The organism is Paenibacillus sp. 79R4 (assembly GCF_013393165.1).
Taxonomy (GTDB): domain Bacteria; phylum Bacillota; class Bacilli; order Paenibacillales; family Paenibacillaceae; genus Fontibacillus.
The window spans coordinates 60,309-78,081 of record NZ_QJOT01000013.1; the positions used below are offsets into that span (position 1 = coordinate 60,309).

18 protein-coding genes and 1 tRNA gene are annotated in these 17,773 nt (G+C 47.2%); 17 read left to right on the plus strand and 2 right to left on the minus strand.

Annotation, left to right across the window (positions count from 1 at the left end):
• Positions 1-232 precede the first annotated feature (232 nt).
• The 3 genes from DMN77_RS17815 to DMN77_RS17825 all read left to right on the plus strand — a co-directional run bounded on the left by DMN77_RS17815 (position 233) and on the right by DMN77_RS17825 (position 1,592).
• The gene (locus DMN77_RS17815) at positions 233-805 is read left to right on the plus strand and encodes a xanthine phosphoribosyltransferase (RefSeq protein WP_179015864.1); all 573 of its coding nucleotides are present in this window, start codon (positions 233-235) and stop codon (positions 803-805) included.
• A gap of 89 nt (positions 806-894) precedes the next feature.
• The gene (locus tag DMN77_RS17820) at positions 895-1,221 is read left to right on the plus strand and encodes a hypothetical protein (RefSeq protein ID WP_068780433.1); all 327 of its coding nucleotides are present in this window, start codon (positions 895-897) and stop codon (positions 1,219-1,221) included.
• 155 nt (positions 1,222-1,376) lie between these two features.
• Positions 1,377-1,592, plus strand: a complete 216-nt coding sequence (locus DMN77_RS17825; protein WP_068780434.1) for a hypothetical protein — start codon at positions 1,377-1,379, stop codon at positions 1,590-1,592.
• 88 nt (positions 1,593-1,680) lie between these two features.
• Here the strand turns inward: DMN77_RS17825 and DMN77_RS17830 are convergent, their stop codons facing one another.
• The gene (locus DMN77_RS17830; protein ID WP_068780435.1) at positions 1,681-2,094 is read right to left on the minus strand and encodes a YhjD family protein; all 414 of its coding nucleotides are present in this window, start codon (positions 2,092-2,094) and stop codon (positions 1,681-1,683) included.
• A gap of 252 nt (positions 2,095-2,346) precedes the next feature.
• Between DMN77_RS17830 and DMN77_RS17835 the strand changes: the two genes are divergently transcribed.
• The 10 genes from DMN77_RS17835 to DMN77_RS17880 all read left to right on the plus strand — a co-directional run bounded on the left by DMN77_RS17835 (position 2,347) and on the right by DMN77_RS17880 (position 12,236).
• Positions 2,347-2,430: transfer RNA gene (locus tag DMN77_RS17835), tRNA-Leu, on the plus strand.
• A gap of 502 nt (positions 2,431-2,932) precedes the next feature.
• A complete protein-coding gene (locus DMN77_RS17840; protein WP_068780436.1) occupies positions 2,933-3,850 on the plus strand; it encodes an aminoglycoside phosphotransferase family protein in 918 nt (305 codons plus the stop codon).
• Between the two features lie 627 nt (positions 3,851-4,477).
• Positions 4,478-5,074, plus strand: coding sequence for a hypothetical protein (locus DMN77_RS17845; protein WP_179015865.1), 597 nt, complete (start codon positions 4,478-4,480; stop codon positions 5,072-5,074).
• 539 nt (positions 5,075-5,613) lie between these two features.
• Positions 5,614-6,738 carry an ABC transporter substrate-binding protein gene (locus DMN77_RS17850; protein ID WP_179015866.1) on the plus strand — a complete coding sequence of 375 codons (1,125 nt, stop codon included), beginning with the start codon at positions 5,614-5,616 and terminating at the stop codon, positions 6,736-6,738.
• A gap of 77 nt (positions 6,739-6,815) precedes the next feature.
• Complete coding sequence (locus DMN77_RS17855; protein WP_068780454.1) at positions 6,816-7,736, plus strand: ABC transporter permease; 921 nt, start codon at positions 6,816-6,818, stop codon at positions 7,734-7,736.
• Positions 7,736-8,545 (plus strand): ABC transporter permease, encoded by an 810-nt coding sequence (locus DMN77_RS17860; protein ID WP_179015867.1) that lies wholly within the window; start codon positions 7,736-7,738, stop codon positions 8,543-8,545. The genes DMN77_RS17855 and DMN77_RS17860 overlap by 1 nt, the downstream gene beginning before the upstream one ends.
• Positions 8,542-9,585 carry an ABC transporter ATP-binding protein gene (locus DMN77_RS17865; RefSeq protein ID WP_179015868.1) on the plus strand — a complete coding sequence of 348 codons (1,044 nt, stop codon included), beginning with the start codon at positions 8,542-8,544 and terminating at the stop codon, positions 9,583-9,585. The genes DMN77_RS17860 and DMN77_RS17865 overlap by 4 nt, the downstream gene beginning before the upstream one ends.
• Positions 9,586-9,590: 5 nt before the next feature.
• Positions 9,591-10,388: a DeoR/GlpR family DNA-binding transcription regulator gene (locus tag DMN77_RS17870; protein ID WP_068780457.1), complete on the plus strand. Its 798-nt coding sequence runs from the start codon at positions 9,591-9,593 to the stop codon at positions 10,386-10,388.
• A 2-nt stretch (positions 10,389-10,390) separates the two neighbouring features.
• Positions 10,391-11,212, plus strand: coding sequence for an alkaline phosphatase family protein (locus DMN77_RS17875; RefSeq protein ID WP_068780458.1), 822 nt, complete (start codon positions 10,391-10,393; stop codon positions 11,210-11,212).
• A 19-nt stretch (positions 11,213-11,231) separates the two neighbouring features.
• Positions 11,232-12,236 carry a PHP domain-containing protein gene (locus DMN77_RS17880; RefSeq protein ID WP_179015869.1) on the plus strand — a complete coding sequence of 335 codons (1,005 nt, stop codon included), beginning with the start codon at positions 11,232-11,234 and terminating at the stop codon, positions 12,234-12,236.
• Between the two features lie 106 nt (positions 12,237-12,342).
• On the opposite strand, the gene DMN77_RS17885 is transcribed toward DMN77_RS17880, so the two are convergent.
• Positions 12,343-12,741, minus strand: a complete 399-nt coding sequence (locus tag DMN77_RS17885; protein ID WP_068780460.1) for a RidA family protein — start codon at positions 12,739-12,741, stop codon at positions 12,343-12,345.
• A gap of 432 nt (positions 12,742-13,173) precedes the next feature.
• Here DMN77_RS17885 and DMN77_RS17890 point away from each other — a divergent pair, with 432 nt between their 5' ends.
• The 4 genes from DMN77_RS17890 to DMN77_RS17905 all read left to right on the plus strand — a co-directional run bounded on the left by DMN77_RS17890 (position 13,174) and on the right by DMN77_RS17905 (position 17,525).
• Positions 13,174-13,860 carry a response regulator transcription factor gene (locus tag DMN77_RS17890; RefSeq protein ID WP_179015870.1) on the plus strand — a complete coding sequence of 229 codons (687 nt, stop codon included), beginning with the start codon at positions 13,174-13,176 and terminating at the stop codon, positions 13,858-13,860.
• Positions 13,861-15,402: a sensor histidine kinase gene (locus DMN77_RS17895; RefSeq protein ID WP_179015871.1), complete on the plus strand. Its 1,542-nt coding sequence runs from the start codon at positions 13,861-13,863 to the stop codon at positions 15,400-15,402.
• 198 nt (positions 15,403-15,600) lie between these two features.
• Positions 15,601-16,785 (plus strand): TolB family protein, encoded by a 1,185-nt coding sequence (locus DMN77_RS17900; protein ID WP_179015872.1) that lies wholly within the window; start codon positions 15,601-15,603, stop codon positions 16,783-16,785.
• Between the two features lie 41 nt (positions 16,786-16,826).
• A complete protein-coding gene (locus DMN77_RS17905) occupies positions 16,827-17,525 on the plus strand; it encodes a stalk domain-containing protein (RefSeq protein WP_179015873.1) in 699 nt (232 codons plus the stop codon).
• Positions 17,526-17,773 lie beyond the last annotated feature (248 nt).

The following is a 17,773-nucleotide window of genomic DNA, read 5'->3' on the forward strand; positions in this document are numbered from 1 at the left end:
TCAAACTGAAAAATGAAACTTATTTGGTGTGAGAGGTTGTTCAAAAAGTCCATTTTGATCACAATGTAGCTCGAGAGGTTATTCGACATCGAATCTTAAATTCAGCCGGGCCTTCCGGTGCTCACGTAGGTTTTGCCTACGCTCCGCTCCTCAGTCCCTAGCTTCATCCAACCTTCTCGGTGCTGAACACGGGCCTTTTTGAACACACACTATAACTCGGGAGGACGAATAGATGGATAAATTAAAACAAAGGATTATCGAGGAAGGCGTGGTCGTCTCGGAGGAAGTGCTGAAGCTGGACAAGCTGCTGAACCATCAAGTGGACCCGGAGCTGATGATGGAGCTTGGGCGGGAATTCGCCGAGCGTTTCCGCGATGAAGAGGTAACCCGTGTCGTGACCGTGGAATCCTCAGGCATTTCAATCGCGTTCGCGACGGCGTATGCGTTGGGGGTACCACTTGTATTTGCCCGCCGCAAGAAGACGCTGCTGGAGGAGGCGGATATGCTCCAGGAACGGGTTCCATCCTTTACGAAAGGGATCGTAACCGATATTCTGATATCCCGAGATCTGATTAACGAGCAGGACCGGATTCTGTTCATCGATGATATTATTGCTAATGGCGATGCGGCCAAAGGCCTGATCAAAATTGTTGAACGCTCTGGCGCGAAGCTGGTTGGTGCAGGAATCGTGGTGGAGAAGTGCTTCCAATCCGGAGCACGGGCAATTCGGGATCAGGGAATCCGTCTTGAGACCCTGGCCAAGATCAAGTCTTTGGAGAATGGGCAGGTCATTTTTGCAGAATAAAATAGGCTATTCCAATTTTTTCATGACTCCTTTGCAGGTTCATGTTTTTTCGTTATAATGAGGATTACTAGGGAGAGGAGGCTTATAAGATGGGAAGAGATTCGGTAGTTCCTACTGAGTTTTTCATTTCAAAATTATCCGAAGCCAAGGTTGCTTTTGAACGGGCTCTCGATTGTAAGCATACAGAGTTTGATGACCTTTATCCCTATATGCTTGAGCATCCCCAATTCTTCTGGTATAAGCGCTATGTGGCGTGGTCGAAGCTATTGACGATTGTTGAGCTGTGCGAAGAGCTTGACACGCCATGGAAAGAGGAATTCAGTCCGCAGCAGGTCGGGTATTTGGAGCAAAGAGTCATGTCTTCGAAGGTGCTCGACTTCTGGTTCGACGGCAGCAAGGAGCATGCACAACGTTAAGAGGGATATAGGACTCCGCCAGCTGGTGCGGGGTCTTTTTTTGAAGAATATATAGCTGGCAGAACAGATTCACTCGGGAAGCTTCTTCCGATTGTTGATCTGTTCAGCATATTCGGGGCATATTGAAGTGAAGAGGGGAGTGAAAAGTAAACACGATGATCACAGATGAGCAGTTGAATGAGTATCGGTTGTCCGGGCAGAAGGTGCGCGTGGTGAGGGATGCGCTTCCTGAGAACGATGTTAGAGGAATTATTGTTGCCTGGGATGAGACCCATGTATTGGTCCGCAGGCCGAACCGGAATGTGGTCAAGCTGGACCGTAATTATTTGATTCAATCCGCTAAAGATCCTCGGCCTTCGTTTGAGGAATAAAGAGCTGATCCTAAGACAACTATCCCGGATGAAAGGCGAACGCGACCTGTATCCGGGATAGTTGTATTTGCATGTAAGGGAACTGGAATCAGGACTCCGCAGCAGCGCGTCGATTTGGCTGCAGGCGGCTTCTCTTGGGAGCATCTCCCCCCAGGTAGGCCCGCATGCGGGAATTGATCTCATGGCGCAACCCAGACCATAATATCCTCATCTCTCCGCGATATCCACGACAGGTGTAATCGGCCCAGATTCCATTCTCGTCCTGCCGGATCTGGTACAGTTTAATCTTACGTTTATTGAATTCAGTCTGTATCTCGGATAATACGAGGGCAGCTCGTTGTTCTCCGCCATGGATCATCTCTACATAGATCTCAGGACTCTTCAATACACCGCTCTGTTCAATAATTCTTGCGTCCCGTTGGAATACATGGCGCACGAACTTTAACAGCAGAGCGCTCTTGATCAAGGCTAGCTCCTCTTCTAATATGCCGGGTACGGCCATATAAAACACCTTCTTTTTAAATGGGAACTTATGTTCTTATTATATCCAAAAGAATAAGAAATAACAATGGAATTTCCAAGCAGAGGACAGAAGGCGGTAATCACACAAAATGTGAAAATATTCGACGAATTGAAGCGGAATCAAGTGATTAGGCGCTAACGCAAAAAAAATATTGACTCCATAATTTGGCCGTGATATTATATATCTTGTCGCTGCGGAACACCAAGTGATCTGCAAGAGACATTACAATATGCGGTCGTGGCGGAATTGGCAGACGCGCACGGTTCAGGTCCGTGTGGGCTAACCCCCGTGGAGGTTCGAGTCCTCTCGACCGCATTATTATTACAAAGAATAAGCTCCTGAATTTGTCCTTGCGACGATTCAGGAGCTTATTTGCATAATTGGGATTTTTAGGTGTTGCTCATGACCTGTGCAGACGAAACTTTTGAACTGTAATCCAGATGTGCATAGATGTTTGCCGTCGTGGAATAACGGCTATGTCCTGGCTATGATTGAATCTCTTTCAGACTCACATCGTTGGCCAGTAACAGGCTCGCACAACTTTGACGAAGATCATGGAAGCGAATATCCTCAGCCCATGCTTCTTGAGGACAAGTGGAAAGTGCTGTGTGATATATCCAGGCTTGATTCGGTCACCTAGCTTGTTTACGTAGATGTATTCCTTATACTTGTATTGGTATGAGTCCTTGAATAAGGCACGATTTTTTTGCTGTTCCTTTCAAAGTCGTATTTGGCTTCGTTCTACGGATTTCGGCGAAGCGAAATTGGCTTTATTGGTTTTAAAATCTTGTTTTTTTGTAGGAGGGTGCTATTGACCATGAATCTATTTAAAGAAGAAATCGGAAACTGGCAAGACTGGAGCAATATCTCTCAGTCATTATTCGCTTTTTCTGCTCTTACTAATTTCATATTCCAAAAAGAAAACCTGCCGCCCGCAAAACTCGAAAACCTGCCACCGGCAACGAATGCTGTTTTCAAATCTGGTGATTTTGTTATAAAAATATTTGTTCCGTGTGAAGGAGGAATGGATCAGGCAACGGAAATACAGACAGAACAGTTTTCCATGCAGCGGGCAAATCAGCTCGGTATTCACTCCCCTAAACTGATAGCACATGGTTTGGTGGAGGATAAATACCGCTTTGCTTACATGATCATGGAATATGTTCATGGGACTGCATTCGGCGAAGCTGTGAACAGCATGGCACACATTGAAAAATTTGAAGCAGCACAGCAACTTCGCAAAATCACGAATATCATGAACACCCCATGCCCACGGTTCAATGACATTGATATCATTGCCAATGAAGATCGTTCTGAAAGGTGGAGAATATATCCCGATGACTTTAGGTCGGAAAGACTTATTTACATCACCTCTCAAGATTTCGGCGAGAAAGTATATATTCACGGCGATCTAAACAGCAACAACGTCATCATAGCTGATGACGGTAAACTCTGTATTATTGACTTTGCAGATGCAGTTCTTGCGCCTAAGGTTTACGAGGATGCGTATATTGCAGCCGAACTGTTTAATTTTGATTCTGCACTGCTGCGTGGTTATTTCGGTGATTATTCTAAAGAAGAGCTTGTTGGAATCATTACGGATGGTCTGCTTATTCACGATTTCGGTGGAGATGTTGTCGGAAAATACCTTGGTAAGCCAGAGGAGTTTCACTGTATTAATGATCTGCGTAAACGTATATATGAAAAGCTGACAAACGGAACGTCAGGCCAGTAAAAATAGCATGTCCGTTCCGATCACTCTACTCACTTTCAAATTTCGAACAGTGCAGCTTCAGAATGGAAGAATTGTTCGGCATTTCAGGCCATTTCTCGTTCCCAGCTCGTGCCAATCCGGCCTTCTTTATTACTTCGGATTATCACTGAACCGATCTTTCGATGCAGCGGAACGTCCTTGCGTTTGTTTGCACCCAACAGGTGTCATCTACAGGCGTTGTTACACCTTGCTGCACAAGGCCTTTTCCTAATCTTTCGAAATTCAGGTGAATAACAGCATGTTGATGTAAAAGGCCTTTGCGCAATACGCGGCAAGGATATTTCAAGTAATGGATTAAATGAGTTGAACAAGTTCGTTTTCAGGGGGGGATGTAGAAATACTATAATTCATTACACTTAAAACGTAAAAGAAACCACTTTATTATCCCTTCTCCAACAGGAAGGGGGATACGCATATTGGAAGTACTTAACTTAGGAAATGTAATATAACCTTTGAGATTTCCTTATTGCAGGCAGCGCCAGCCTCGCTGGTAATACCCTCTAATAAGAATATAAGAGGAAAAGATGGTGCCTGCCATGTGCTATAATTAAAAAAACACTGTGGACGAAGCGAGGCGAGGCCTTGGACTTGAGAAATAAAACAAGCTACATTGTTGGGTTAATTTTATTAATTGCGATTGTAGCCGCAGTTGTTGTATGGCAATCCAATCAGGAAAAGCTCTACGATGCAAAAGCTAATGTGAATTTGGTTCAAATCAAGAAATTTCATATAAGTTCCGACTCCACTGAACTGAAAACATTTGCAGAAGGGACGATGTTCGTCCAAGGCAGCAACGGATCGGCCGAACAAGTACAGATCGTAGCGCAAATTGAAGTTGATCCTAATGATTGGGGAGGGGTCGCCTTTTATATCCCTCACGACTGGTACATATCTGAAATTACGAGCAGTTTCCCTGAAAAATCAGCATTAAAGCCTTTGGATTATATGTCGAGATGGACTACCGCAGACACTGATTCCAAATGGCGTGCTTGGGTTGAAATAGGAAGGGACCGCTCTTATAAACCTATCGGGGGCGGCAAAGGGACCATAGTAATCGATGTGGTTCCGGATAAAAAAATGAACCCTTCTGCGGAACTATTCAATCTCGGTATTGAAGTCGGCTCTGCTGAAAAAGATGGGCAAAAGCTCATGGGTACTGATTCGATTGAGGTTCCTATTTGGTAGTAGATTCGTATTGAAATTTAGCGGATATTCTCCGCATAACAGGTGTTCTCACCCAAGAGAAGCAAGGCGGAAATACGCAGCGAAGCTACATCTATGATGAGATTAATCGACGGGGTGGAGTAACTCTCGATACCACGTTTCTAAAAGAATAAGTTAATAGAAAAGATTTCTGATTTGCTTATCTGGGCAGATTGGAAATCTTTTTATATGTTCAGTAGATTCAGGATTGCTCCGTATATCCTGCTCTTTAAGCGCAATCGGAAAGTGTTGCCTAATATTCCCCTGATTCTTTGACTCTTTTTATACCCTTCCGACTGAAATGAGTAGGTTTCATGCTGCGGTTTCAGCATTCCAGCGCCTCTCTTTTAACACTCTTTTTATGCTACCCGTACAAAACCAGCTACTTTTACCGGCAATTAATAAATTTAACCCCTTCAGTTAATCCCGCGCAAACAGTCAGTTTCTATACTTTAAGAGGGTTGAAAACAACGCAAATATATCATGAACCCACATTAATTCACAGGGAGTGCGATAAAAACATGAAACCTTGGTTAAAAAAAGAATTAGCATTGGGTCTTGTTCTAAGCTTATTTGTTTTAATGCTGGCAGCTTGTGGAGGTTCGGACAGCAAAGAAGCAACTACAAGCGGAAACGCGAGCGCTACTCCTGCAACGGAAGAAATTTCAGTGACTGATCTGGAAGTAAAGGCGAAGGAAGAAGGCGCTGTCGTAAGCGTCGGCATGCCGGATTCCTGGGCGAACTGGAAGGGGACATGGGAGGATCTTAAGAGCAAATACTCTCTTACACACACAGATACAGATATGTCGAGCGCGGAGGAAATCGCCAAATTCGAGGCGGAGAAGGACAAGCCTACTGCCGACATCGGTGATGTAGGTATAGCCTTCGGATCGGTAGCGATTGATAAGGGGGTCACGCAACCCTATAAAACCTCCTATTGGGATGAAATTCCCGACTGGGCTAAGGATAGCGAGGGCCACTGGCTAGTCGGCTACCAGGGCTCTATCTCAATCTTTACGAATACACAGCTTGTTCAATCAGCTCCGCAAAGCTGGGAGGATCTCAAGAACGGCGACTATAAAATCATTGTTGGCGATGTAACAAAGGCAGCGCAAGCGCAAATGGCTGTATTAGCGGCCGCAATGGCTTATGGCGGCGATGAATCGAACATCGAACCGGGAATAGCTTACTTTGAAGAGCTTGCGAAGAAGGGGCGTCTGTCCAATGCAGAAGCTTCACTGGCTAACATAGAGAAGGGCGAGGTTCAAGTTACATTGCTATGGGACTTTAACGCTCTCAACTACAAGGATCAATTGGGTGCGGATAAATTTAGCGTAGCTATACCTAAAGAGGGCAGCGTTGTAAGCGGCTATGCAACGATCATTAATAAATATGCTCCCCATCCGAATGCCGCCAAGCTTGCCCGCGAATATATTCTAAGCGACGATGGCCAGATTAACCTGGCTAAAGGTTATGCAAGACCGATCCGCAACAGCGTACAGCTTCCTGACGAGGTAGCCGCCAAGCTTTTACCAGCAGAGGCCTATACCAACGTGAAGCCGGTTAACGATTACAAGGTGTGGGAAGAAACCGCGAAGACTCTTCCGCAGCTTTGGCAGGAACGCGTACTTGTTCATATGAATTAATGAGCATGCCTAAAAGGTGGGGCGTCTTCGTCATCTGATGAACGACGCCCCTTTTTTACAAGAAGGAGAGTGAGGGCGTGAAGCGTAGTAATCGATGGTTCTTACTAGGGTTAGTTCCTTTTGTAGTGATGATCGTGCTGTTTCAATTAGCTCCAATCCTGTCAATGTTGACGGGAAGCATTAGTCAAGGGAACGGTTCAGGTTTTACGCTTGATTATTATTCACGGATTATCCATAGCGAATTTTATTTGAAAGCTATTAAGAACAGTTTGCTGATTTCCATTTTTTCCAGTGTGATTGGGATTGTAGCCGGGCTGATTTGTGCTTATTCGATTACTCGATTCTCGCCAAGGATGCGGGATCGGTTGTTAATGCTGTCTAATATGACGTCGAATTTTGCTGGTGTTCCGCTTGCGTTTGCTTATATTATTCTGCTTGGCAGCAATGGGGTATTTACGTTGCTCTTTAAGCAGTGGGGCTGGAGCGTGTTCGCCGATTTCAATTTATATAGCTGGGCAGGACTTGTGTTGGTTTACGTGTACTTTCAGGTGCCCCTTGCTTTATTGCTATTGTACCCTTCCTTTTACGGGATCCGGGAGCAGTGGAAGGAGGCGGCTTCCCTGTTAGGTGCAAGCAAATGGCAGTTTTGGAGAACGATCGGATTGCCTATTCTGACGCCTGCTGTTTTCGGTACATTGGGAATTTTGTTCGCTAACGGGATGGGAGCATATGCAACTGCCTATGCCCTGGTTGGCGGAAATTACAATTTGCTTGCAGTCCGGATAGGATCATTGGTCGCAGGAGACGTGGTCAATGAACCACAGCTAGGCAATGCACTCGCAGTTATATTGGCTTTATCGACGCTGCTAGCGGTGTATCTTAATCATAAAATGACACAGCGATCCAAGATGCTTCAATCCGGATTTACCTCAAACAATACCAGGAGCTTACGAATATTTACCAAGCTGAAGTCCTCGGCAGTGAAGGAGGAACTGTAATGGAGACCCATAGAAAGAAGGCAGGCTGGGGGCATCTGTCACTAATGCTAATCTTGATGGTTTATTTGCTTCTTCCTTTGCTTGCTACGTTTATTTATGCGTTCGCGAAGGAGTGGCAGGCAACGATCTTACCGGAGAGCTGGACGTTGGCATGGTTCAAGGAAATGCTTCAGGACGTCAGGTTTATGGAGGCCCTGTGGACCTCGCTATATCTCTGTATCATTAGTGTGGCGCTGAGCCTCGCCGTGATGCTGCCAGCCGTGTTTATTATTACTGTCTATCTGCCCGGGCTGGAGAGGTTCATGAAGGGAATCGTTGTCCTTCCTTATGCCGTACCCGGCGTCGTTGCAGCGGTAGGGCTGATTCGGGCCTATTCCTCTGGGCCGATTCCTATTGCAGGTACAGCGTATATTTTGATCGGCGCGTACTTCATTATTATATTGCCTTACATGTACCAGGGGATTCGCAACAGTCTGTTAACGGTGTCTGCCGTTGAACTGGTTAATTCGGCTGAAATGTTAGGTGCCAGTCGATTGAAGGCATTTACAACCGTAATTGTACCCAATATTTGGCCAGGGATTATCACATCTACCTTGTTATCTTTCTCCGTATTATTTGGTGAATTTGTTCTAACAAACATGTTGGTTGGCGGGCATATTCAGACGATTCAGGTTTATTTGTATCAAAGGGTCAACGAAAGCGGACATCTGGCTAGCGCCATTGCGATTTCCTACTTTTTGTTTATTCTGGTGCTGTCTATGATCCTAATGAAGCTTGGCAAAAAAGTGAATAAGGGGATATCAGGATGAAACCATATTTGAGACTTGAAGGTATCCGCAAGCAATTCGGGGATACCACGGTGCTTCATAATGTCAATTTGGATATTCGTGAGGGAGAACTTGTTACGCTGCTGGGTCCATCCGGCTGTGGAAAAAGTACGCTGCTGCGCTGTATCGCCGGCCTGACGGATCTGGATGGCGGACATATTTTACTCGATAGCAAGGACATTGTAAACCTGCCACCCCGCAGCCGCGAGATCGGCATGGTATTTCAATCCTACGCCTTGTTTCCGAATTTGTCGGTCAGTGAAAATATAGAGTACGGAATGAAAATGAGAGGAGTCTCCAAGGAAGCAAGACGTAAAAGATCGGCTGAACTGCTGGAGCTTATTGATCTTGGAGAAAAACGGGACGCGTATCCTCAGCAACTGTCGGGTGGTCAACAGCAGCGCGTCGCGCTTGCACGTTCACTTGCAGTTCAGCCTAAGGTTCTTCTGTTGGATGAGCCACTTAGTGCTTTGGATGCGAGAATTCGAAAAAACCTGCGGACGGAAATCCGTGAGATTCAGAAGAAGTTCAATATAACTACGATCTTTGTGACCCATGACCAGGAGGAGGCGTTGATCTTATCCGACCGGGTATGCCTGATGAATAAGGGAAGCATCGTCCAGCAGGGTACTCCGGAAGAGCTGTATGCGATTCCGCGCACAGAGTTTGTTGCGCAGTTTATGGGAAGCTATAACGTGTTGACTCGTCCCGAGGTATTGCGATTATTCGGTAAGGTCAATGGGGAGGCTGAGAGCTTCGCCATTCGACCCGAAGCGCTAATACTGGTAAGTCCGGACTTATTAAGCGAAGTTTCGCGTGAAGGTAAGCAAGTCGTAGAAGGTACTGTCCATTCGATATCCATCCTCGGCAATATTATCCGATATGCCATCGATGCCGCCGGTGTAAGGCTGATAGTAGATACGCTTAATGATGGCCGATCCTTGAGAATTCAAGAGCGGAGTCCCGTGAATCTTGCCCTGGATCATGCTCAATTGCTGCACTTAGAGAAGGAAGGAGCATAAAATATTTGTCCATTTCATCCGAACAGCGTAAGAAAGTGATTATCGAGCAACTGAAGCAGCAGGGTCAGGTAAAGGTTCCTGACTTGTCGACTTATTTTACTGTCTCAGAGGAGACGATTCGACGTGATCTTGTACTTCTGGAAAAGGAAGGCCTTGCCAAGCGGGTATACGGGGGAGCGGTTCTGACGAAAATGACCAGCTTCGAGCCTCCCTATTTGCAGCGCCAAATGGTGAATGCGGAAGAGAAGGAGCGGATCGGGCGCGTGGCTGCGGAACTTATTGAATCCGGCGATACCATTGCGGTTGACGTAGGAACGACGACGCTTGAGCTGGCTAAGGCTATACATGGACGCGAGCGACTGACGATTCTGACCAACTCGCTTGCCGTTGCTTATCATTTAATGGACTCCTTGAACAGCGGAAGGTTCTCCGGGAAGATTTATGTAGTCGGAGGCGAAATGAATCCGGAGCAGCAATCCATGTCCGGGACGCTGGGAGAGCAAATTCTCTGCCAATTTCGTGTAGATAAAGCGTTTATCTCTGTTGGAGGCATGTCCTTGAAACGGGGCATCAGCGACTATGATCCGAACGAGACCGGGATGTCGCGCAGGATGATAGATGCAGCTTCCCAGACTATCGTATTGGCCGACGGCTCCAAGCTGGATAAGGAAGGATTCATTGAAATTGTGCCAATGCATAGAGTTCATACCATTGTTAGCGATATTGCTCCGCCTAAGGAATGGCTGCAAGGGCTTAAAAGCTGCCGTATCCGCTGGATTGAAGCTAAGAAAAGAGGGGATTAGGGATGTTGCAAGCAGAAGCCAAGCTTATCGTTGTTGTACTGGATGGATTAAGATACGATGCCGCCCGCAAATATTTGGGATATATGGAGCATCTTGTTGAGCAAGGCGAAATGAACTGCTATCGGGTTCAATCCCAGCTGCCAAGTCTCTCGCGTCCGTTGTACGAAGTGCTGCTGACTGGCACGCACGTGGCGAGAAACGGAATTACGGCGAATCATATTGCAAGGTTAAGTCGTGAACAGAGCGTGTTCCATCTCGCGCGTGAAGCCGGATTAAGGACTGCTGCGGCAGCGTATCATTGGGTGAGCGAGCTTTATAACATCGCTCCGTTTAACCCTGTCGCAGATCGACATCAGCATGATGACAGCAGACCGATTCAGCACGGGATGTTCTATTTCGAGGATCACTATCCCGACAGTCACCTGTTTATAGATGCCGAACATTTAAGATCGACTTATGATCCGCATTTTTTATATATTCATTCTATGAATATCGACGACATTGGCCATAAGCACGGAGGGGAAAGCAAGGAATATGCCGGTTCTGTACGTGTTGCAGACGGAATATTGGCAACCTTGGTTCCTGTGTGGAGATCACAGGGATATCAGGTGGTGGTCACAGCCGATCATGGGATGAATGCGATGGGTCATCATGGAGGAACCGAGCCCGAAGAGCGGAATGTTCCGCTTTATGTGTTTGGCGAGTTGCCTTCGCCTTCCTTAATGCCGGATCAGACATGGGCAATATCACAGCTGCATTTGGCACCGTTAATGTGCCATTATTTGGGGATTAATACTTCGGAAGCCATGCTGGCATGGGATTAGATCAAGGGGGATATGACGAGTGAAGGTAGATATGCATTTTCATCTGGAAGAGGGACCCTATTCGCTGCGCTGGCTATCCCGCACTTTGCAGGCGCTTGCTTCTACGGAGCCTGAACGGGATGCCTCATTAGGTCATCATACGCTGCAATATGGGGAGGAAATGACCAAGCTCCTGTCACACAGAATGCAGCAGGGTTGCTATAATGAGGAATGGCTGGATCGCTTTCTGAATACGGGGCGTAAAAGAGGGATCGGACAGTTCGGCGTAGTAGATCATTTATACCGGTTTCGCGAATGTCGGCCGTATTATGAGAGACATATGCTGCTGGACGACAGCCCTGTCGGGAGAATGCAGCAAGCATGGCTGGACCAGGTTTGCGTGGCGTCGCTCCCCGAATTCGTTCGCTTCGTAACGGAGGCAAAGGCCTCAAGACCGGATCTTGCCCTGGGAATCGAAGCCGATTTTTTTCCGGGTGGAGAACAGGAACTGAGGGAAATTCTCGCAGGGTCCAAATGGGATTACGTTATAGGTTCCGTTCATTTTTTGGATGGATGGGGGTTTGACAATCCTGAGACGCAGCATGAATTTGAGGGTAGAGACCCGGTGCAAACCTATAAGCACTATTACGAGCTGATGAGGCAGGCTTGCGTGTCCGGGTTGTTTCATATTATCGCCCATCCCGATAACCTTAAAGTATTCGGATTCCGGCCGGTTGACGAGAAGGAGCTGCTTCCTTATTACCGAATGCTGGCGAAGGAAATGGTGCAGAGCGGGGTCATTACCGAGATTAATACTGGACTTGCTTACCGCTACCCGATCGAGGAGAGCTGCCCGAGTCCGTTATTTCTCTCTGTGCTTGCTGAATATAAGGTTCCGCTTACTTTGTCCTCGGACGCGCATTTTCCGGATGATATCGGGATGCTGTTGGATCAGGCCAGAGCGGATGCTGAACGTATGGGTTATAAAGAGCTCGTAGCCTTTAGAGACGGGAAGCGGTTGCTGGTACCCATAAATGGATCATAGCATCAAGTCCCCCTTTGACCGCACTTAAATTATAAAATTTCGTTACCTATTGATAAAAACCCCTCACGTAAAATATTACATTTACGTGAGGGGTTTCAAGTCTCATTTAAACTTTAGCTGCCCATACTTCAATTTCTATTTTAATTTCCGGTAGTCCTAATTCAGAAACATAGCCGATCGTCATCGCTGGATAATCATGATCAAATAGTTGCTCCCATTTTTTATCTAGGTAAGCCCAGTCTATTTTTTGGGTCGCCCATATATTTACTTTGATAATATGCTCTGATGTCAGCTCCTCAGCTTGCAACACGCTTTGGATATTATTAAAAGTATTCTTGATTTGTTCATTCATGTTATCGGGGATGTTGCCATTTTCGTCTACCCCAATTTGCCCAGAAGTAACATACAGCTCAGAATTTCTCGGGATTTTGGTAATATGAGTGTAGTTGCCAACCGGACTATACATACCCTCAGGGTTTTTCCGAGTAATTTTGGTATTTTCCATTTTAAAAAGCACCTCCGCAAGATAAGAATGTTCTGCTATTTTATTCATTCATTTTTGGACACACTTCACCCGTGAAAATGAATTCTAGAAAAAAACAGCGGTAGAGTATCCATATCCAGAAGATATAAACGTTAAAGATCTTTTCTTCATAGATTGAACACCCCTTTCTTAATAAATGCGAAGCGATAAATATGACAAGTATTATATTGGAACTAAAATTTGGTGTCAATGCCGAGACTTTTCTTTAATTCCTCCCGTTGGTTTTCCTTCTCGAAGTGACTCCTTATAGAAAATCATTATATATGCTGAACCTGTATCAGGTACGGGTAATCTGGTTCCGGCGGCCTTGATCGGCCATCCTTTATCAAGGACGGTGCAACCGTTTCTTCTTGTTGATATAATACTGGTACAAAACCATGCAAGGAGATGTTCATGATCAAAATACTTGTGGTGGATGACGAGAGCAGCATTCGATCGGCGGTTGCTTATGCGCTGCGCAGGGAAGGTTATGAGGTGGAGATAGCCGCGGACGGTCAGGAGGCTCTGGACAAGGTGGAGACGTTCCGGCCTACAGTTATGGTGCTCGATGTCATGATGCCTCGTGTAAGCGGTTATGAGGTATGCCGCAAGCTTGACGGACAACCTCGGCCGGCGATTCTATTGCTGACGGTCAAAGATGATATCGTCGACAAAGTACTGGGACTGGAGCTGGGCGCTGACGATTACATGACCAAACCTTTTGATATGCGGGAGCTGCTGGCCCGAGTTAAGGCTCTGTCACGCCGGGGAGGTTATGCACAGCAAATACAGCAGGAGCAGGAGGATGTACTGAGACTGGGGGATTTGACTGCAGAGATATTTAGCCGCACGGTGTCCATTCAAGGGGAACTGCTTGATTTGACGCCTAAGGAATTTGATCTGCTAGTCTTGCTGATGCGCAATCCGGGACGGGTCTATTCACGGGAAGTGCTGCTGGAGAAGGTATGGGATACGGATTTTGCGGGTGGCACCCGCACCGTGGACATCCATATACAGCGTCTGCGCAAAAAGCTGGGCAGTCTCCACGGCATCATTCAGACCGTTTACGGAATCGGATATAAAAGTACGGAGTTACCCTAGATGCTCGGCAAATTTCGGCTAGGCCTGAAAGGGAAAATTTCTTTGCTGCTCGCTTTATTGCTCGTGTTTGTCGTGACCTGCCTGAGCGTGCTGGTGTTGAGCGGCATTCGGGAGAACCAGCGAACCCTGCTGGAGCAGTCTTTTACCCGGCAAGCAGAAGCCGCCAATTTGCATGTGCGGGAGGAATATTTGACCGGAGGCAGGATGCAGCCGGACCAGTTCATGAAGCAGACAGGTCAACGGCTGGCCGTGGATTTGGGAGCGCAAAGCGGTATGGCAGTGACGCTGTATACGGTGGACGGCACCTTTGCCGGTACCTCGCTGCCGTTTCAGCCCCGGGCCGACGTGCAGGATGCACTGCGTTTTACAGCCCAAGGGCAATCGGCGTACATTACCGAAGGGGATCAGCTATTGTTTCTTGCTCCGCTATACAATGCCGAGCAGCGTCTGGGCACGGTGCAGTTCCATGCCTCGCTTGCTGAGCAAAATGCTTTTTATGCGCGAATTCGCCGGTTGTTTCTTCTGGCCGGGGCCACTGTGCTTGGGGTCGGTTTTCTGATCGGTTACGTCTATGGGCGGCGCCAGGTCAATGTCATTAGTCGGTTGAACAGGGCGGCCTCTCAAATCGGGCAAGGCGATTATCTATCGGCGCCTTCGGTAATCAGAAAGGATGAGCTGGGAGAGTTGGCCCAAGGAATCTTTGAAATGAGCCAAAACATCTCTGCGTCAGTTGATGCTTTGCATGAAGAGAAGCAGAAGCTGCTTGATACGGTGGGACGACTGCGGGAGCTGGAGCAGCAGCAGAAGCAGTTCATCGGCAATATTAGCCATGAGCTGAAAACGCCGTTAACCTCGATCATTGCGTACGCCGATCTGTTAAATATGTACCGTGATGATCCCGCTCTGTTGGACGATGCCGGAAGGCGTATCCATGTGGAAGCACAGCGGCTGTATGGGCTTGTAGAGAAAGCGTTGCAGCTGTCGGCGATGGATGTTTACGAGTTTGAGACTCAAGCGGAGGCGATTCCGCTGCGACCTCTGCTGGAGGAAGCTGTGGCTCGGCTGCAAGGAAAAGCGAACAGCTGCGGGGTCACGATCCATACTTCGCTTGCTGCAGGAGAGGTATGGGCCGATCCAGAAAACGTGATGCACATTATGCTTAATTTACTGGACAACGCGGTAAAATATAACCGCCCAGGCGGACAAGTCCACTTGCTTAACTACATTACAGCACCAGAAAACGGGACACCGCGGATGGTCATCGAAATTTCTGATACAGGAATCGGTATTTTGGAGGAAGCCGTACTGCGTATTTTCGATCCGTTCTATACAGTTAGCAAAGACCGATCAAGAGCCAGCGGTGGAACAGGACTTGGGTTACCTCTGGTACGCAATCTGGCTGAGAAGCAAGGGGGAACGGTACAGCTTGCCGAGACGGGACCGGACGGGTCGCGGTTCACGGTGGAACTTCCACTGCATGCTTCCGGTTCGGAAGGAATAAAATATACACAAACTAACGAAGGCGAAGCTCGGAATGAATAAGATCATCCGGGCTTTTCGACGTGATTTACCCCAAATACCGATTTAAAGATTGTTTACAAGTTCGTTACAAGCCAGATATTTTTACGAAATATTGTCTCTCTATACTAAGGGCTATGGGGGAGCTTGCAGCAGATGAAGCAGACCCAACCGGAACAAGCGGCCCGGGTCTGAACAACATTACTGAGCAGGAGGACCTCGATGAAGATGAACAGAAGGAAATACATTGCCGGACTGCTTGCTGCGACCTTGCTGTCAGCCGGCATTATATCGGGTTGCAGTACAGCACAGGAGGGCAAAACGGCGCCGGTTCGCAGCACGCCCGATGAAGGAAGCCGCACCGGTACCGAGACGGGAGGAGGAAAACGCGAACTAACGGTAGTCAAAGAGGGCAAACCGCCTGCGGAGCAGGGAATTGCCGTGCAGCGGATACATCGGATTGAAGGTGCAAATATAGAAAAATGGTTGTCAGACCATGAACTGGAGATCCAGGTGACCACATTGGAGAAGCAGGCGACTGCTACAGAAGAACCGCAATTTAGCTACAGTAGGTTCCGTTTTGATCTGGATACAGGACAGCGCCAGAGCATCGAGGGGCGACCGGGAGCAAGCCAAGGGGAGGTCATCAAATCCTTCCCATCGCCAGATGGAAAATACAGCTTCATTCAGACCTGGAAGAATAAATATGAGGCTGTGAATGCGATCAAAAATTTAATTACAGGGGAGCGGAACGAGCTGCTGGCGATTGACAATTATTTGGAGACAGGCGGCTGGCTCAATAACGATTCCTATATTCTTGCCGCCGGCTCGATGGAGGGCCTGGGTGCGATATGGAAGATTTCTGTAGACGGTACCCGGGAAAAGATCGAGTTGCAGGATTCCGAGCTAGAATTCTTTACTCAATTTGCTGTGGGGAATGGATGGATTTATTACACAGATAATAATAGCCGCCTGAAAAGTTTCACCCCCACACAAGCTCGGCCAACCCTGCTAACTGCGAATGTCTCCACTTTGAGCCTGTCTCCTGACAGTCAGCGAATTGCCGTCACCACTTCAAGAAGCGGCGGTCAGGCAGAAGAGAGCCTGCTCATCTACGATACAAGGGGTCAGGTACAAGGCTTGCAGATCGGCAAAGGTGATTTGGTGTCCTACCAATCCTGGTCTCCCGATTCTTCCAAGCTGGCCTTTGCGGTTTATACCGAGGACAAGAGCGGCATGAATGGGATCTATATTTTTGATACTGTCTCCGGTAAGGTGTCGCCGCTAGGGTTATCGTATTTCCCGGTGTATCCGCTAAGCTGGAGCCCTTCTGGGGCAAGGCTGGGTATTACTGTAGATGATAAAGAGAAGCTTGTCGTCACCCATATTGTCGATTTCAAACAATAATTATGTTCGGATTAAGAGAGAAGAAAAAAGGAGAGATCGTAATGAAAAAAACACTTTTATCCCTCATCGTAGTGGGTATGACTTTATCCGGAGCCGCCGGTGTATATGCGGGAAGCAAGCTGGAGAAGATCAGCGCTTATCTGAATCACGGCATTACTTTTAAAGTAAACGGAGCCGTTCAATCCTTAACAGACAGCAACGGCAAAAAGCTGGTGCCAATCACCTATCAAAATACGACGTATTTGCCGGTGCGGGTCATTTCCAACATGGCTGGAATCAATGTGCAGTTTGATGCCGCCAGCCAGCAGATTCGCCTGGAAACGACTCAAGGCGGAGATAACCAGCCAGCAGGTGAATGGACGGCTGTCCATTACAATGAAGGGCAGATTAAAGCGATCAAACAGGCTTACGCTAATTTCGAATCCTTTGAGGCAGCCTATGCTCCAAAGCAAATGACCGCAAACGACAGTTATGTTAAAGCGGCAGCCACGGGCGATGGAGTTAATTTAATCTTTAAGCATATGACGGTGAATGTGTCACCGCGGGATTATTCCAGCGACTATGAATCCAGGGAAGTCAAGTTAGCGAATGGCGTCGTCGCGAAATGGTATACACCTTCCGATATACCGATGCTGGGTTTCCAATTGGACGACCGGACGGTAACGATTAGCTCCCCTGACGGTTCCTTGAGCAACAGCCAAATCGAGCAGGTTGCTGTTAGTGTAGCTAAACTGAATTAAGTATGAATTGATAACAACAAGAAGCTGCGATGTGCAATATTATCCATACCATGGACATGTTATGCCGTTTCAGAAAGATACTGCGAATCGTCTTAATAAAACTTTTACTTAGTGAGTGGAGCATAGGTACTCATGTAATTCTCTTGATCTAAATTAAACGAATGGTACATTCATAAAGAAAATGCTCTTCAGGTCATTCGATACTGAAGGGCATATTTTATTAATTGGTATAATGCCGGCAAACAAAG

Excerpts from the sequence above, each read along its gene's own strand:
- DMN77_RS17905 (WP_179015873.1), top strand. The coding sequence starts at position 16,827 with ATGAAAAAAACACTTTTATCCCTCATCGTAGTGGGTATGACTTTATCC.
- DMN77_RS17820 (WP_068780433.1), top strand. The coding sequence starts at position 895 with ATGGGAAGAGATTCGGTAGTTCCTACTGAGTTTTTCATTTCAAAATTA.
- DMN77_RS17890 (WP_179015870.1), top strand. The coding sequence starts at position 13,174 with ATGATCAAAATACTTGTGGTGGATGACGAGAGCAGCATTCGATCGGCG.
- DMN77_RS17850 (WP_179015866.1), top strand. The coding sequence starts at position 5,614 with ATGAAACCTTGGTTAAAAAAAGAATTAGCATTGGGTCTTGTTCTAAGC.
- DMN77_RS17815 (WP_179015864.1), top strand. The coding sequence starts at position 233 with ATGGATAAATTAAAACAAAGGATTATCGAGGAAGGCGTGGTCGTCTCG.
- DMN77_RS17900 (WP_179015872.1), top strand. The coding sequence starts at position 15,601 with ATGAAGATGAACAGAAGGAAATACATTGCCGGACTGCTTGCTGCGACC.
- DMN77_RS17885 (WP_068780460.1), bottom strand. The coding sequence starts at position 12,741 with ATGGAAAATACCAAAATTACTCGGAAAAACCCTGAGGGTATGTATAGT.
- DMN77_RS17860 (WP_179015867.1), top strand. The coding sequence starts at position 7,736 with ATGGAGACCCATAGAAAGAAGGCAGGCTGGGGGCATCTGTCACTAATG.
- DMN77_RS17895 (WP_179015871.1), top strand. The coding sequence starts at position 13,861 with ATGCTCGGCAAATTTCGGCTAGGCCTGAAAGGGAAAATTTCTTTGCTG.
- DMN77_RS17865 (WP_179015868.1), top strand. The coding sequence starts at position 8,542 with ATGAAACCATATTTGAGACTTGAAGGTATCCGCAAGCAATTCGGGGAT.
- DMN77_RS17830 (WP_068780435.1), bottom strand. The coding sequence starts at position 2,094 with ATGGCCGTACCCGGCATATTAGAAGAGGAGCTAGCCTTGATCAAGAGC.
- DMN77_RS17875 (WP_068780458.1), top strand. The coding sequence starts at position 10,391 with ATGTTGCAAGCAGAAGCCAAGCTTATCGTTGTTGTACTGGATGGATTA.
- DMN77_RS17840 (WP_068780436.1), top strand. The coding sequence starts at position 2,933 with ATGAATCTATTTAAAGAAGAAATCGGAAACTGGCAAGACTGGAGCAAT.
- DMN77_RS17825 (WP_068780434.1), top strand. The coding sequence starts at position 1,377 with ATGATCACAGATGAGCAGTTGAATGAGTATCGGTTGTCCGGGCAGAAG.